Here is a 12,694-nt window from a genome sequence, read left to right as displayed (position 1 = left end):
TTAATCCCTCTCTTTTCTTGTTTTTATCACAAAATTGTTTAATTCCACTTCTCCCTGTACCACATAAACACCGGCATAGCCACCTTTGTGATCATACATTCTGGTAGATAATACAATTTCATCATTAATATACACAATACAGATATCATCTTCTCTTATTATCAGTAAATGATATTCATCTGCATCCGGAAGCCTTCTGGATGTTTCTATCTGGTATGGTACATCACCTTTTATCTGCCACTGATAGATGCCCTTTTCTGAACGTGGCCACATATCCCATGCTACTTCCTTTTTCCGTTGATTCATTCTTAAAAAATAACCCTTTTCCATTTCAGAATCAACATGTAACGCTATTCCGAATTCATGTCCCCGCTTCACACAGACATCCATTTCAATTGAAAAGCAATCTTCCGGAATTTCATAGACACCGGAGCCTAAGGTATCACTTATTACATGAATTCCTTTTTCTGTCTTTATTATCTGGCTATTATAGCCTGCTGCTGGTTTCATATCCTGTACTTCATCATAGAACTCTTTCACACCTGGAATAACCCGGACTTTTAATGTTCCATCTTCCGGATTCTGAATCAATTCATGGAACACCATTGTTCCACCCCATTCCCATGGTCCAAAATCTTTATTTCCATATTTGCTTGCAATCCATCCAAATGCAAATCTTCGCTGTCCATCTGATGCGGTTTTGATTGCATAATCTGATCTGGTGTCAAAGACATCATCTTCAGGAATTTCCCATGGTCCGTTTGGACTTTTTGAAATTCTATAATGTGTAGTAAATTGATCCGAAAAAGTGGAGAAAACCAGATACCAGTAATTTCCCATCTTGAAAATTTCAGGACATTCCATGGTGATATACATGCCAGGGGCATAAAACGGTTTTTCATAGGTCCATTGTTTCAAATCCTTTGACTTACACAATGCAATACAGCCTCCCCTTAATTCACCTCCTCCTTTAATTCTTGAAGCCAGAAGCATGTCATAACATTCATCTTCTTCGTTCCAGTATACAAATGGATCCCGCCAGTCAAATTCTTCATATTGCTTTCCATCAGAAACAAACAAAAATTCTTCTACCGTATTAAGATGTTCTAAATCTGTTCCTACTGCCTGCATTACAGACTGTACACTTTTTCCATTAATTTTTATATCTTCATTATACGCAGTAAAAAATGCATGATAAAGATTTTCTTTGTCTTTTATTACGGAACCAGTGTAAGCATTCTTATTTGGCTTGTCATCTCCTCCTCTCTTGATTGCTTCCCCTTTGTATTCCACATTTACAAAGTCTTTTGTTGTTACAAGATGCCAGGTAGTTTCTTCTGCATACTCCTTGTCTCTGATTCTTGGATCATGCAGATAATAACCATAAAAAGTTCCATTTTCATAATACGGTATTAAATCTCCAACCCATGCATCTTTTGGTCTGTACAATAATTTTTTCATATGCACCTCTCTTTGCACTATTTGCATGTTTTTTCTCGTTCTTTTTATGCTCAAATTTTAGCATATGCACTATTTATTTTCAACATACCCTTCTCAATTTTATCATTTTCTATTTTTTTTACATAATAAAAACTGTTGTTTTATACATGTTATACATCTTTTCATTGTTATTTTGTGCATTTCGTGCATTTTTATTTTTCGCACATTTTCTTCTTCCTTTATTCTTAATAAAGTGTTACAATAAATCTGGAGGTGGAAGTATGAAATGCACGATTAAACAATTAGCCGAAGAATTAAACTTATCCAGAAATACTGTTGCTAAAGCTTTAAAAAACAGTAATGAAGTTTCTTCGAAAACAAAGCAGCGGGTTTTAAATAAAGCCAGAGAACTGAATTACAATAACATAAACAAAGAACTTTTTTCCGAATCGGGAGATGTTACTTCTCCATCTAATGTGAATAATGGTTCTATCCTGTTTCTTACCAAAACCTATGCACCAGACTCTGAATTCTGGACTGCGGTTTTAACAGGTATTGAATCCATCTTATCTAATGCACATTATCATCTTGTAATTGGAATCATGTCTGAAAGTGATTTGAAAAAAATGGATTTTCCTACTGCATTAAAAGATCCTTCCATTAAAGGTATTATTCTTGTGGAAATTTGTGATGGGGCTATCTGCAATGCATTGTTACAATATAATCTTCCAATTATTACTGTTGATTTACCAAAGGATTATAATCCTGCTTTAGATATGATAGATATTGTTACTATGGAAAACAAAAGAAATATTCACCGGATTGTAAATCATTTAATTTCCAAGGGTGCCGAGCGTTTTGCCTTTGTTGGAGATATTTATTCCGCAAATGTCGGACGAGGCTTTCAGGAACGTTTTGATGCATTACAAGAATGTCTTTCTGATAATCACCTGGAACTAGACCGGAAACATTGCTTATTAACAGAAACTTCTGATGAATTTCAGGACTTTCAAATAGTCGTTAAAAAATTACAAAAGATGGCTTCTGTTCCGGATGTATTTATTTGCGGGAATGACCGTACAGCAATCCAATTAATATATGCTCTTCAATTTTTGGGTTATCAGATTCCAAAAGATGTAAGTGTAGTAGGATTTGATGATATTCCTGCTTCTGAAAGGATTACACCTTCTCTCACTACAATACAGACTCCGAAAAAATACCTTGGTATTGCTGCAGCCCGCCAGATGTTAGAGCGGATACAATACCCAAACTCTCCTCATTCATATATGGAATATGAAACAAAACTTATTATCCGGGATTCCACAATATAGAATTAATTTTGAAAGGATATTATACTATGGAAAACTTCTTTTCACTTGATGGTAAATTTTTTCGATTTATCAACAAATTTACCAGTTTAATTGCTTTAAATTTTTTATTCATTATTACATCCCTTCCTATCATTACAATCGGGGTATCCTTTTACGCCCTTTATCAAACAAATTTAAAACTTTCACAAAATACAGAATCCTATATTGCAAGAACTTATTTTTTCTTTTGGAAAAAAAATTTAAAGCAGAATATTCTTCTTTGGTTACCTGTAATGATTTTATTTATATTTTGTCTGATTAACTTATACATTTTACCTTTTATGCCAGAAACCTTTTTCAGGTCTCTCACTCTCTGTATACAATTTCTTATTTTGTTGTTATTGCAGGGATTTCTTATTTATGCATTTTTTCTTCCGGATCAATACAGAACTACTTTAAAACATACCGTAAAAAATGCAGTTATATTGACTTTTAAATATCTTCCAGCTACTTTTTTATGTATTTGCATAAATGCACTACCAGTTTCTATTCCCATATTGTTACCAAAAATAACCGGATATGTGTTAGCAGCTTTTATTATAATAGGCTTTTCCGGAATTTCATTTCTACATACTTTCATATTGCAACTACTATTAAAAAAAGAGAACCTCTTCGGTTCTCTTTAAAAAGGCGTCTGCCGGATTTGAACCGGCGATAAGGGTGTTGCAGACCCGTGCCTTACCACTTGGCTAAGACGCCGCATATTTAATTGTGTCAATTCACACTCATATAGTTTACCAAAGCCGTGCGAATCCGTCAAGAGAGAATTCACAGATTTCTACCTGCTTTTTACACAATTCCATGCAAATTTATTTGCTTTTTTTACATAAGAACAGTATACTTATAATGTTATAAAATATTAAACCATTTTTAGGAGGAACAAATATAATGGAAAAAGGTAAGTTAGGAATCAGATTATCATTTTATGCAGTAGCCGCATTTATCCTTGCATTCTTAGGATACAGCACTGTTCTTGCATTACTGACTGGTTTCGTTCTCATCGTGGAGAAAAATGAATGGGCTTCCCGTCAGGTAATTCAGGCATTTTTCTTATGTATCTTTGCAGATATCGTAAATGGTATTTTAAACATTTTCGATTTCTTATACCAGATACCTCTTATGGGTTCTGTATGGGGAACAGCAATTTCTGTCATCGATGGTATTGTAAGCCTTGTAGTTCTGATTTTCTGTATCATGGCTCTTGTAAACACAGCCAAAGGAAACGAAGCAAACGTTCCTGGATTAAACGGACTTGCAAACTGGGCTTACGGCATTGTAGCTCCAAAGGTAAATCAGGCACAGCAGGCTTATTATGGACAGCAGCAGTTTAACGGACAGCAGCAGTTTAACGGACAGCAGCAGTTCAACGGACAGCAGCAGTTCAACGGACAGTCACAGCAGTTCAATGGTCAGCAGCAGTTCAATGGTCAGCAGCAGAATCCAAATCAGCCACAGTAGAATTATTACATAGCGAAAAAATTTAAGCGCAGAGCATTCATTGCCCTGCGCTTTTCTTATGCAGTTCTTCAAAAGATTATAAGGAAATCATCAGATAACGGATAACAAAGAGTGCGGATAATACTACTGTGATAATATTTAACTCCTTGAACTTTCCGGTAAAGATTTTAATTAATGTATAAGCAATTAATCCAACGGCAATTCCGTTTGCGATGGAGTAGGTAAGCGGCATCATGATTAATGCCAAGTATGCCGGAATTGCTTCAGATACATCATCAAATTCCATATCTTTGATGGCACTTAACAAAAGACCACCTACGAAGATTAATGCCGGTGCTGTTGCACAGGATGGGATGATGCTTACAAACGGAGCAAAGATGATTGCTGCTAAGAACATGATTGCTGTAAATACAGAAGTCAGTCCGGTTCTTCCTCCTACGCTGATTCCGGAGATACATTCACCATAAGTGGTAACGGTGGAAGTACCAAATATAGAACCGCCAACCGTTGCAATTGCATCACAGAGAAGGCTCTTCTTTGCATTTGGAATATTTCCATCTTCATCTAACATATTTGCTGATTTTGCAGTTCCGATTAAGGTTCCGATGGTATCAAACATGTCAACCATGGAGAAAGTGATAATCAGCATGATCAAAGTTAAAATTGCCTGTCCTACCGAGCTTCCCATAAATAATTCTCGGAAACCGCGGAAACATGCGAATAAGGAAACATCTGCAAAATCTTTTACCTGGGCACCAAAGTTAATCTGGAAGCCATCAAATACCGTATTTCCGGTGAAAATTCCAAGAATAGTTACTACAAAAATACTGATTAAAATAGAACCGGTTACTTTTTTCTTATAAAGAACGGTGGTAAGTACGATTCCAAAGAAGGCTAAAATTGCGCCCCAGCAGGCCACCGGATTTTCAGAAAAAGTAGAAAAATCCACCAACGATACCATGGTACTTTCATTTCCTACAATAAGACCAGCATCCTGGAAGCCGATAAATGCAAGGAACAATCCGATACCTACCGATATGGCAACTTTTATATTTTTCGGAATTGCCATTACAATTTTTTCCCGGAAGGAACATAAAGTAATCAGAATAAATAATGCACCGGAAATGAATACCATTGCCAGTGATGCTTCATAGGAATAACCCATGCCAAGCATTACGGTGTAAGTAAAAAATGCGTTCATTCCCATACCAGGTGCCTGGGCAAACGGCAATCTGGCAAGAACTCCCATTAAGAAGGTTCCTAAAAATGCAGACAGACAGGTGGCAAAAAATACGCCGTTGAATACCTTATCATACATATCGGTTCCTTCAAAAGGTGTGGCAAGCATTGCCGGATTTACCATGATGATGTAAGCCATGGTAACAAATGTTGTGATACCTGCAATAAACTCGATTTTTACGCTGGTACCATTTTCTTTCAGTTTGAAAAACTTTTCCATAATAAACGTCCTTTCTTTTGTTTTATCTAAACCAGTTCACAGACTGGAATAAATCGATTATTTATAATATCTAATAATCCCCGGTTGGTAATTGCCATCTCCGGAATGACGGCAAGGGAAATCTGAAGACTCATGGTGAGGATTGGATTCTTAAGGATACAGCCGTGTTTCCATAAATCAGCTAAAAGTCTATCTGTTTCCTCTACAAATGCCTCCATTGGCTTCTGGCTTAATATGCCAAGTACCGGAAGTCCTACAAACTGTTTTTCTTCTCCATCCCTTACATAAGAAAGACCACCCTGTTTTGCAATCACCTGATTAAATGCCAGCGTCATATCCGAAAGAGAAGTTCCAAATGCAATCAGATTCTGGGTATCCTGTCCTACCGAACCGGCAAATGCTCCCTGCAGGGCTCCTGCCTGACTGATGATACCGATTCCGATGGAACCATCTTTCCGGTAACGGTCTACTACTGCACAATACATTAAGTCATCCTCTAAAATGAGTGCACCGTTCTTTACCGGAAGCTTTCTCTCTTCGTGAATTGTCTCTAAGGTTCCGTCCACGATTTTTACAATATTGACTTTTACTTCGCCATCTATGCAGCCTTCCGGCAATGGAATCGTAAGTTCTCCTTCTTTTAAATCATCCCGCTTTATGGAATGGATCACTTCTTTCGGATAATCCATTCTCGGATAGGAAGTTTTTGCGATTTCTCCATTTACAATAACATCCTGCACCTTAAAGTCTGTTAAATCCTTCACAAGTATCATATCTGCACGATATCCCTCTGCAATGACACCTCTGTCTTTTAAGCCATAGGCTGCTGCCGGATAAATCGTTGCAAGCTTGATTGCCTGAAGCGGCTCCACACCTTCTTCCACAATCTGCGCCAGTGCATAGTTCATATGTCCATGCTCTGCCATATCTTTCGCTGTAATACAGCCATCAGTAGAAAGTAAAATATGGTCGCTGTCTCCTGCTTTATCTAAAAATTCTTTTGCACTTGCAGGCTCTTTTAAGGAACCACGGCGGATAATAACATACATTCCCTTATGGAATTTTTCTAACATTTCCTCTACCGTTACACTCTCATGGTCGGAGCTTACGCCTGCTGCAATATAGGTATCCAGATTCTTTCCTATGACACCCGGTGCATGCCCGTCAATTTTTAATTTCTTTTCTTTGCCATAATCTAAAATTTCTTTTAAGGAAGCCTCTTTTGCAATGACCCTGTTATAATCCATGGCTTCTGCAATTCCATACATGCCATATTCTTCCACCATCACTTTGACATCGGAAAGCATCACCTGTCCATAACAGTCTTCATATCCCGGTGCTGACGGAACACAGGGAGATGCCATCCAGACCGGTGTAAGCTCTGTCTCCTTCATCTCTTCCATCAGATATTTTGCACCTTTATGTCCTAAGACATTTACTGCATCATGAGGGTCTAAGACTGCTGCTGTGGTTCCGTTTTGTATCAGTGCCTCTGCAAAAGATGCACTGCTTAACATGCTAAGCTCCACATGGGTATGGGCGTCAATTAATCCCGGCAGGGCAGTAAGCCCTTCCCCATTGATTACCGTAAGATGCTCCTTTTCTTCTATTTCACCGGCATCAATGTGCTCTGCAATTTTCTCAAAACGACCATTTCTGATATAAATATCCCCGGTTTTTATCTCATCTTCCAACACATCTGCAATTGCTGCATGCTTAATCAACAGGCTCATAAGATTCTTTTCCTTTCTGAAATAATGGTAGTTTCTGTAAAAATGTGATATCTGTCCGCTCTGCCGCTTTTCCCTCTGCCAGAATTGCAAGCCTGCTGCAAACTTTACCTCCGGCTTTCTGCACCAGACGCTCTGCCGCAGCCAGGGATTCTCCTTTTGAAATCACATCATCCACAATTGCAACTTTCTTTCCCTTTAACTTCTCTGCATCCGTTTCATCCAGAAAAATGTCCTGATTTCCTTCTGTTGTAATGGAATGCACTGCATCCTGAATAAATGATTTCACATAGGACTTCACGCTTTTCCGGACTACCACAAATTCCTTCATATGAAGCTGCTTTGAAATCTCGTACGCCAGGGCAATTCCCTTTGCTTCAATGGTCAGAATAATTTCCGCTCCATTGGCAAATGCCGCCAGTTCCTTTCCTGCTTTCTCAATCAGCTCTGTATCACTGATTACCACAAAACTTGCATACGCTGTTCCATCCGACAGTTTAACAAAAGGCAGTTCACGTTTCAGACCACATACTTCTAAATCATAATGTTCCATTTTATCTATATCCTCTTATCCATCATTATATATCCATCGGAGAATGTTCTGTCCCCTTCGGATGTATTGTAACTATGAAAAACACGAAAGGTACAACACGTCCCCGTATTGCACCTTTGCTTTACATACATTTGCATTATAATAGAAATCGTTTTATAATAAAAATACTATTTTTACTTGGTTTCTATAATATTTTTATTATATTGTGTGGAGGAAGATTGAAAAAATATTTACTTCAATATAATTAGCCGGTTATGCAGGAAGATTATTTTATCTGATATGAAATGTCTGCAAGGGGCACTAAGAATTTCGACCTATAACTGAATAAGCCTGGCAACCGGCGCAAATTCACATCCATGTTCATATGCGCCTCGCTGGCACTTCCCTGTGCCAGCGTTGCCGAATGCCAGACGAAATTTCAAGTGCCCCTAACAGCCCTTAAAATGCATCCGTACTTCGGCGAACCGGGCAGTTATCATGTCAAACATTGGAAAGACTGTTTTGATAACAGAAAGAAAAACATGTGCTTTAGAACTGCGGCATTTCATATCAAAAATAATCTTCCCTGCATACCCGGAACTATATTGGAAATCCTATATTTTTTACAATCCCCCCTACAAACCACATAAATTATATTTTCAAATGATTCCTACAAAACAAAAGAGGTATTTTATTATGACATTAGACTCCTACCGTAACTTTGTAACCATTGTAGATTGCGGCAGTATCGTAGCGGCTGCCAATAAGCTTCTGATTGCACAGCCTTCTTTGAGTAACCAGCTAAAAAATATTGAGAAAACCTATGGTGCGAAGCTTCTTCTCCGGGGAAACCGTTCCTTAGAGCTGACGGATGCAGGAAGAATCTTTTACAAACGTGCCAAAGAGATTTGCATGATGGAAGAGGGCTTGCGAAATGAATTGCTGAACCAGAAAGCCGGCTTCTCTGAACTGTTGAAGATTTCAATTCCAGCCGGTAACTCTCCTTATTTTCTGCACAAATTTTTTGATGCCTTTATCGCAAAGCACCCGAAAGTAAATTATGACTTTTATGAGATTCCAAGCGAATTTGTTATTCCGAATGTCTTAAATGGAATTACAGAGATTGGGCTGATTCGCTCTGCCGCACCCGGACATGGTGCGCTTACACTTTATCCCTATGAAAGAGAGGATATTGTTGCACTGTTTCCAAAAGACCATCCCCTGGCTAAAATCAAAGGAAAGCTTTCTGTCCCGGACCTTGCCAACTACCCGCTGGCAATTCCTTTTGACTGTCTGGATATTGTTTATGCTTCTTTTGGACACTATCTTCTTTCGCCAAATGTTTCCATGATTACTTCTCCGAAAACCACTGCCATTGAATGGGCGCGTTCTTTTGGAAGTGTAGCCTTAGTCTCCCTGACGAAAGAGGACATACGTGAAATTAAGGATATGTGCATCAAATATATTTCCGATGAAAACCTCTATATTATGAGTGCTTTTATTATCAGCAAAGACCGGCACCTTTCGAAGATTGCGAAGGAATTTTTGCAGGTGCATGGTATTGAAGTTTCTTAAGGTGCTCGCCAACTACGAGAAACACGCTTTGCGAGTTTCTCGAGTTATCGCGGTGCTCGCCAAATCTGCATGCAAGCATGCGATTTTTCTCGCTACTCGCGTAAAAAAAAGAGAATCTATAAAAGATTCTCTTGAAAGAGGCGACAACCAGATTCGAACTGGTGATAAGGGTGTTGCAGACCCGTGCCTTACCACTTGGCTATGTCGCCATATTCTGTTGTAACACTTCCAGTATATGCAGTGGCACATTTTTTATGCCTCATATTCTGTTCGTGTAGTGACTCCGACGGGAATCGAACCCGTGTTACCGCCGTGAAAGGGCGATGTCTTAACCGCTTGACCACGGAGCCAGATAAGTTCCAACGACCGTCAGAACGTGTTTTAGTATACCATAGAGTAGTGGTGATGTAAAGCGTTTTTTACGAATTATTCGTCATAATTTTGCTGGGGTAATTTTGCTCAAAATTTTGCCTCAAAATTATTCTCTTTAAGGGTACACTTCTTTTCTCTTTCTGTCTATCTTTTAAAATTTTCTTCTTGACATTACTGTCTTAGTGTATTATTGTAGTAATACAAATAAAAAAGGAGATATGTTTATGGAAACAATATTGCAAACAACGAATCTTTCCCGGCAATTCGGTAAGAAGATGGCTGTAAATAATGTAAATATGACCATTCACAAAGGTGATATTTACGGATTCATTGGAAAAAACGGTGCCGGAAAAACAACTTTCATGCGCCTTGTTCTAGGTACTGCTTTCCCTACCAAAGGAGAAATCAAATTATTTGACGGCGAGCCTTTCGATAAAGCCAGACGCAAAATCGGTTCTTTAATCGAAGCACCTGGACTTTATAAAAACTGTACCGCCTATGAAAACTTAAAGCAGTTTTCCTTAATTTACGGTGGCACCGATGCAGAGATTAAGGAAATCCTTTCTCTGGTTGGGCTTGCTGATACCGGTAATAAAAAAGCCGGCAAATTTTCCCTTGGAATGCGCCAGCGTCTTGGTATTGCCATTGCACTTCTCGGCAATCCGGAGTTCTTAGTCTTAGATGAGCCGGTAAACGGTCTTGACCCTGCCGGAATGAAGGAAGTCCGTGATTTGATTTTAAAGCTGAATCATGAGAAAAATATTACAATTCTCATTTCCAGCCACTTATTAGATGAGCTGTCCAAAATCGTTACCAGATATGGAATTATCAACGACGGTATGCTGATTGAAGAAGTTACTGCTGCAGAATTAAATGAACGCTGCCAGCACAAACTGATTTTTACAGTAGATGATGTGCAGAAAACAGCCACTATTTTTGCAGAAACTATTCCGGCAGAACAGATTCGCATTGCCGGCAATCAGGTGATTCTCTCCTCACATCTTGAGGAAGCCGCTGAATTAAACAAACGTCTGGTTCAACAGGGCGTTGCGGTAAATAGTTTCTGGGTGCATGCAGAAGGACTTGAACAATACTTTATGAAACGGATAGGTGGTTAATATGGGACAATTATTTAGATTTGAATTTCGAAAATTATTCCGTCAGAAGAGCTTTTACATCTGTGGCTGTGTGTTAATCGGATTAATTCTTCTGACCGCAGTAACATTAAATATGATTTACAGTTTATCACAGGGAAATATGGAAACTGGCGGCGTAACCGTAAGTGCTTCTGATGATGGATTTCTTTATACTGGCATCTATATGCTGGTTGGTGCAGTATCTTCCAGCAACTTTACGATTGTACTGGCTGTATTTCTTTCCCTCTTTGTATGCAGCGACTACACCAATGGCACTTTAAAAAATATCATTGCAAGAGGCTACAGCCGCACCCGCATTTATGCGGTAAAATACATGGTATCCTTAGCTGCCACAACGGTTTATACCATTGTCTGCTGGCTTACCGGATTCCTTGCCGGCACTGCATTCTGGGAAGTTGGAAGCCTTTCCGGTACCACAGGAGATCTGGTTATAACCCTGCTTTTACAGCTTCTTGGTAACTTTGCATATACCTCCCTTTTCTTCCTGATTGCAGTTCTATTTAAGAAAACAGGCGGTTCCATTGCAGTCGGTATCATCGGTCCACTGGTTTTATCCATGATAATCTCACTGGCAGACACCCTGACCCACAAGAAATCCTTTGATTTTGCCGACTACTGGCTGGATAACTGTATGGTTAAAACTGCAACAGACCTTATGGCTTCGAATATGATTACACGCTGCCTCATTTGCTTCCTTATCTATGCGGTACTGTTCTATGTAATCAGTATCTTCGTAGGAAGACGCAATGAAGTGTAACTATATGAAAAACTCTTTATGAGTTATTCACCATAAGAACTTGCTACCGGCAGCTTCTTACGGATGCTAAGCAGCATAAAAAACTCCCGCAGATATGTCATGATATCATGAGCAAAATCAGTTCATCATATCATGATGTTATCTGTGGGCGTTTTTTTGTGCTATTTTTTAACGCTATTCTTCAGTGATACTTATAGTGCTATTTCTTAACGTTACTTCTAATGCTGCTTTTTAACGCCATTTCTTACACCTATGACAATTTCCATTTTTCATTTGCCCTGTAAGCTTGTTGCCTGTGTTCACCGTCATTGTGTTTTCACTATCCCGGAAGAGCTACGTGCTTATTTTCTCAAAGACAGATCTCTCTTAGATTGCTTATTCCATTCTGTCCGCGATGTTGTCCTTCGTATTTTTTCTAAAATGAATAAAACGGAAAACTTCACTCCATTCTTCTCTCTTTCGGATACGACCCTCTCTGTTATTCCGAATGTGGTACTTCTATGTTGGTTTTAGAAGTTTACCACAAAAAAACTGCACTATTTACCATTCGCTCTTTTGTCATGTCATTTTTTATTTCCAGTTTATTATAATACTATTTCTGAGATTTGAGAAATTTCCTGTAAAGTAAAAAACTCGATAGCAAAATCTGCTATCGAGCAATCAGCTCCCCGAGTAGGACTCGAACCTACGACAGCGCGGTTAACAGCCGCGTGCTCTACCAACTGAGCTATCGAGGATTATTAAGTTAAAGAATGACGTTCGCCTGAAATCAGGTAACGTCATTGTTAAAGGTACATACCTTCAAAACTTCATACAGATTGTTTCCGAGTTGCTTTGGTCAAGC

10 protein-coding genes, 4 tRNA genes and 2 pseudogenes are annotated in these 12,694 nt (G+C 38.7%); 7 read left to right on the top strand and 9 right to left on the bottom strand.

Features of this window, described 5'->3' with window-relative positions; all coding sequences use genetic code 11:
- On the bottom strand, positions 1–1,461 hold the full coding sequence (locus DXB43_RS07540) for a glycoside hydrolase family 32 protein (RefSeq protein WP_117947251.1): 1,461 nt from the start codon (positions 1,459–1,461) through the stop codon (positions 1–3).
- 260 nt (positions 1,462–1,721) lie between these two features.
- Here DXB43_RS07540 and DXB43_RS07535 point away from each other — a divergent pair, with 260 nt between their 5' ends.
- Together DXB43_RS07535 and DXB43_RS15895 are read left to right on the top strand one after the other, a co-directional pair.
- Positions 1,722–2,771 (top strand): LacI family DNA-binding transcriptional regulator, encoded by a 1,050-nt coding sequence (locus DXB43_RS07535; RefSeq protein WP_117947250.1) that lies wholly within the window; start codon positions 1,722–1,724, stop codon positions 2,769–2,771.
- Positions 2,772–2,797: 26 nt separating this feature from the next.
- Positions 2,798–3,064 (top strand): annotated as a pseudogene (locus tag DXB43_RS15895) (DUF624 domain-containing protein); the annotation flags it as partial.
- Positions 3,065–3,189: 125 nt separating this feature from the next.
- Here the strand turns inward: DXB43_RS15895 and DXB43_RS15450 are convergent.
- Positions 3,190–3,390 carry a hypothetical protein gene (locus DXB43_RS15450; RefSeq protein WP_118542276.1) on the bottom strand — a complete coding sequence of 67 codons (201 nt, stop codon included), beginning with the start codon at positions 3,388–3,390 and terminating at the stop codon, positions 3,190–3,192.
- A 48-nt stretch (positions 3,391–3,438) separates the two neighbouring features.
- Positions 3,439–3,509, bottom strand: a tRNA-Cys gene (locus tag DXB43_RS07525).
- A 189-nt stretch (positions 3,510–3,698) separates the two neighbouring features.
- Between DXB43_RS07525 and DXB43_RS07520 the strand changes: the two genes are divergently transcribed.
- Positions 3,699–4,268, top strand: a complete 570-nt coding sequence (locus DXB43_RS07520) for a hypothetical protein (protein ID WP_117947249.1) — start codon at positions 3,699–3,701, stop codon at positions 4,266–4,268.
- A gap of 76 nt (positions 4,269–4,344) precedes the next feature.
- On the opposite strand, the gene DXB43_RS07515 is transcribed toward DXB43_RS07520, so the two are convergent.
- From DXB43_RS07515 to DXB43_RS07505, 3 genes are read right to left on the bottom strand one after another with little or no spacing between them, the layout of a single operon-like run.
- Entirely contained in the window at positions 4,345–5,727 is a 1,383-nt protein-coding gene (locus tag DXB43_RS07515) for an NCS2 family permease (RefSeq protein ID WP_117699227.1), read from the bottom strand.
- Between the two features lie 26 nt (positions 5,728–5,753).
- The gene (locus DXB43_RS07510; protein ID WP_117947248.1) at positions 5,754–7,460 is read right to left on the bottom strand and encodes an adenine deaminase C-terminal domain-containing protein; all 1,707 of its coding nucleotides are present in this window, start codon (positions 7,458–7,460) and stop codon (positions 5,754–5,756) included.
- Positions 7,444–8,010 (bottom strand): phosphoribosyltransferase family protein, encoded by a 567-nt coding sequence (locus tag DXB43_RS07505; protein WP_117947247.1) that lies wholly within the window; start codon positions 8,008–8,010, stop codon positions 7,444–7,446. The genes DXB43_RS07510 and DXB43_RS07505 overlap by 17 nt, the downstream gene beginning before the upstream one ends.
- Positions 8,011–8,685: 675 nt before the next feature.
- Here DXB43_RS07505 and DXB43_RS07500 point away from each other — a divergent pair.
- Positions 8,686–9,564, top strand: a complete 879-nt coding sequence (locus tag DXB43_RS07500; protein ID WP_117842179.1) for a LysR family transcriptional regulator — start codon at positions 8,686–8,688, stop codon at positions 9,562–9,564.
- Positions 9,565–9,702: 138 nt separating this feature from the next.
- Here DXB43_RS07500 and DXB43_RS07495 read toward each other — a convergent pair.
- Together DXB43_RS07495 and DXB43_RS07490 are read right to left on the bottom strand one after the other, a co-directional pair.
- Positions 9,703–9,773: transfer RNA gene (locus tag DXB43_RS07495), tRNA-Cys, on the bottom strand.
- Positions 9,774–9,842: 69 nt separating this feature from the next.
- Positions 9,843–9,914: transfer RNA gene (locus DXB43_RS07490), tRNA-Glu, on the bottom strand.
- 246 nt (positions 9,915–10,160) lie between these two features.
- On the opposite strand from DXB43_RS07490, the gene DXB43_RS07485 reads away from it, so the two are divergent.
- The 3 genes and pseudogenes from DXB43_RS07485 to DXB43_RS15890 all read left to right on the top strand — a co-directional run.
- Positions 10,161–11,054 (top strand): ABC transporter ATP-binding protein, encoded by an 894-nt coding sequence (locus tag DXB43_RS07485; protein WP_117947246.1) that lies wholly within the window; start codon positions 10,161–10,163, stop codon positions 11,052–11,054.
- A gap of 1 nt (position 11,055) precedes the next feature.
- On the top strand, positions 11,056–11,850 hold the full coding sequence (locus DXB43_RS07480) for an ABC transporter permease (protein ID WP_117947245.1): 795 nt from the start codon (positions 11,056–11,058) through the stop codon (positions 11,848–11,850).
- Between the two features lie 282 nt (positions 11,851–12,132).
- Positions 12,133–12,303 (top strand): annotated as a pseudogene (locus tag DXB43_RS15890) (IS91 family transposase); the annotation flags it as partial.
- 211 nt (positions 12,304–12,514) lie between these two features.
- Here DXB43_RS15890 and DXB43_RS07470 read toward each other — a convergent pair.
- Positions 12,515–12,587, bottom strand: a tRNA-Asn gene (locus DXB43_RS07470).
- Positions 12,588–12,694 lie beyond the last annotated feature (107 nt).

It is taken from the genome of Roseburia sp. OM04-10BH (assembly GCF_003462605.1).
Lineage (GTDB): Bacteria > Bacillota > Clostridia > Lachnospirales > Lachnospiraceae > Roseburia_C > Roseburia_C amylophila.
This window is presented reverse-complemented; position numbering and strand designations above follow the sequence as displayed.

What these genes read in the sequence shown, in the direction of transcription:
- DXB43_RS07540 (WP_117947251.1), bottom strand. Translation starts at nt 1,461, where the DNA reads ATGAAAAAATTATTGTACAGACCAAAAGATGCATGGGTTGGAGATTTA.
- DXB43_RS07535 (WP_117947250.1), top strand. Translation starts at nt 1,722, where the DNA reads ATGAAATGCACGATTAAACAATTAGCCGAAGAATTAAACTTATCCAGA.
- DXB43_RS15450 (WP_118542276.1), bottom strand. Translation starts at nt 3,390, where the DNA reads ATGAAAGTATGTAGAAATGAAATTCCGGAAAAGCCTATTATAATAAAA.
- DXB43_RS07520 (WP_117947249.1), top strand. Translation starts at nt 3,699, where the DNA reads ATGGAAAAAGGTAAGTTAGGAATCAGATTATCATTTTATGCAGTAGCC.
- DXB43_RS07515 (WP_117699227.1), bottom strand. Translation starts at nt 5,727, where the DNA reads ATGGAAAAGTTTTTCAAACTGAAAGAAAATGGTACCAGCGTAAAAATC.
- DXB43_RS07510 (WP_117947248.1), bottom strand. Translation starts at nt 7,460, where the DNA reads ATGAGCCTGTTGATTAAGCATGCAGCAATTGCAGATGTGTTGGAAGAT.
- DXB43_RS07505 (WP_117947247.1), bottom strand. Translation starts at nt 8,010, where the DNA reads ATGGAACATTATGATTTAGAAGTATGTGGTCTGAAACGTGAACTGCCT.
- DXB43_RS07500 (WP_117842179.1), top strand. Translation starts at nt 8,686, where the DNA reads ATGACATTAGACTCCTACCGTAACTTTGTAACCATTGTAGATTGCGGC.
- DXB43_RS07485 (WP_117947246.1), top strand. Translation starts at nt 10,161, where the DNA reads ATGGAAACAATATTGCAAACAACGAATCTTTCCCGGCAATTCGGTAAG.
- DXB43_RS07480 (WP_117947245.1), top strand. Translation starts at nt 11,056, where the DNA reads ATGGGACAATTATTTAGATTTGAATTTCGAAAATTATTCCGTCAGAAG.